Origin of the sequence: Saccharopolyspora sp. (assembly GCF_017434145.1) — a bacterium.
GTDB classification, from domain to species: domain Bacteria; phylum Actinomycetota; class Actinomycetes; order Mycobacteriales; family Pseudonocardiaceae; genus Saccharopolyspora_C; species Saccharopolyspora_C galaxeae.
Window position 1 is genome coordinate 1 of sequence record NZ_JAFRFW010000029.1, and the last position, 1657, is coordinate 1657.

The following is a 1657-nucleotide window of genomic DNA, read 5'->3' on the forward strand; positions in this document are numbered from 1 at the left end:
ACGGGCGACGAGCTGGCCGCCCTGGTGCACGCCGCCGTGCTGGAGGCCGCGATGCGCGCCTGCCGCGCCGGGACGCCGGGCGCGGACGCGGGCACCGCTCCGGTCCTCGAAGTCTCCACGCGCGACAGCCTCGACGACGCCGCGGCGTGGCAGCAGTCGATCCAGCGGGCGCGGCGCTGCGCGCTGCTGCGCGAGGTGGTTCCCGCCTGACCTGCGGTCGTGAGCCGGTGCCCGGGCCGCGGTCGCTCGGATCGACGGCCGCTGCGAACGGATCAGGGGTCCGGCCATCGGCGACCTCGCGTGCGACGGCTACTCCGCCGGATCGTCGCGCTGCTGCTTGGACCGCAGCGCCTTGGCCACGTTGAGGAAGACCTCCAGGTCCTCGGCGGCGACCTCGTGCCCGTGCCGGAACGCCATTTCCTCCACGTTGGCGCGGCCCAGCAGTGCCAACGCCTGGACCTCCCGCACGTGCTGGCGGGCGTCGGCGCCGGTCGCGTCGAAGAACTCGAGACCGACGCCGAACAAGTCCGCCAGTGCCCGCGCGACCGGCAGCTTCGGCTCGTGGTGGCCGTTGAGCACCGCACTCAGCGTCGCCCGCGAGACCCCCACCCGCGCCGCAGCTTCCTGGACCTCCCAGCGGCGGTCCTTGTCCGCGCCCGGCGCGGGCACGTTGTCGAACAGCCAGCGCAGCCGCTGGCTGAAGGTCTCGCCGACCTCCGCGTCGAAGCCCTCGGTCGCCACAGTCCCCACATCCCTACCGCCGACACCGACCGCACACCGGGCGGCGTGTCGATTTTCCTTGACGCGCCAGCCGGGAACCGCTTAGGTTTCCCGTACCGCGTCGAGATTACTTGACGCCGCCTGCTGGGGGTAGGTGGCATCGGTGGCACGACGGGGAAACCATCGGACCGGCGGGACGGGAGGTGATCAGCGAGCGGGCCTGGGCGGATCAGTCGTCTTGCAGGTCGTCCGGATCAGCGCCGGGGTCGTCGTCGCGGTGCTCGCGCGGGCCGTCGGGGATGTCGTCGCGGTCGTCGTGGTGCTCGTACCGGTCGTCGTCGCGGTCATCGCGCAACTCGTCGTCCCGGCGGTCGTCGAGCCGATCGTTGCGATCGTCGTCGGCATCCTCGCGGACGTCGTCCACGGAGTCTCGCGGGCCGTCGTCGAGGTCGCGATGCCCCGGCAGATCGTCCCAGTCGTCGTCCCAAGCCGGCGGCAACGGCTGCGGGGCAGGTGCGGGTGCGGGCGAAGCACCGGCCAGTGCGACGCCGGTGCCGCCCACGCCGAGCGCGCCGATTACCGCGGCGGTCGCGAGCAGCTTCTTCCCGGGCCGAGTGATGCGCATGGTTCTCCTCCGTCGTGAACCCGCCGACGCCCGGTTCGCAGCTGCGCTGCTCCGGGACTCGCGGCGGTCTTGGCGTCCTGACGAGAACCAGCTTCGGACCCGCTGATGAGGTTCGGCTGAGACGGACGTGAAGTGCTCTTCACCCGCCGACCGCGGTCAGCTGGAGAGCGGGTCGAGGTTCCGCGCACGCGGCTCCTGCCGCGGCAGGGGCACGCGAGCGCCCGCGAACGAGTCGTACGTGGCGGGCTCGGCGCAGTGGTGCAGCTCCAGGTCGATCGCGTCGAGCACCGCCCGGCGCGGTCCCGGCCTGCT

At 72.8% G+C, this 1657-nt stretch carries 3 protein-coding genes; 1 reads left to right on the plus strand and 2 read right to left on the minus strand.

Going from position 1 to position 1657, the window contains the following annotated elements; translation table 11 throughout:
* The coding region (locus IJH84_RS00785; RefSeq protein WP_295139004.1) for a hypothetical protein at positions 1-210 on the plus strand (210 nt) is incomplete at its 5' end.
* Positions 211-309: 99 nt separating this feature from the next.
* Here the strand turns inward: IJH84_RS00785 and IJH84_RS00790 are convergent.
* Positions 310-741, minus strand: a complete 432-nt coding sequence (locus IJH84_RS00790; RefSeq protein ID WP_295139007.1) for a helix-turn-helix transcriptional regulator — start codon at positions 739-741, stop codon at positions 310-312.
* Positions 742-949: 208 nt separating this feature from the next.
* The gene (locus IJH84_RS00795; RefSeq protein WP_295139009.1) at positions 950-1345 is read right to left on the minus strand and encodes an ATPase; all 396 of its coding nucleotides are present in this window, start codon (positions 1343-1345) and stop codon (positions 950-952) included.
* Positions 1346-1657 lie beyond the last annotated feature (312 nt).

Bases quoted from the DNA above. Each gene is read 5' to 3' on its own strand.
- IJH84_RS00795 (WP_295139009.1), bottom strand. From the start codon at position 1,345: ATGCGCATCACTCGGCCCGGGAAGAAGCTGCTCGCGACCGCCGCGGTA.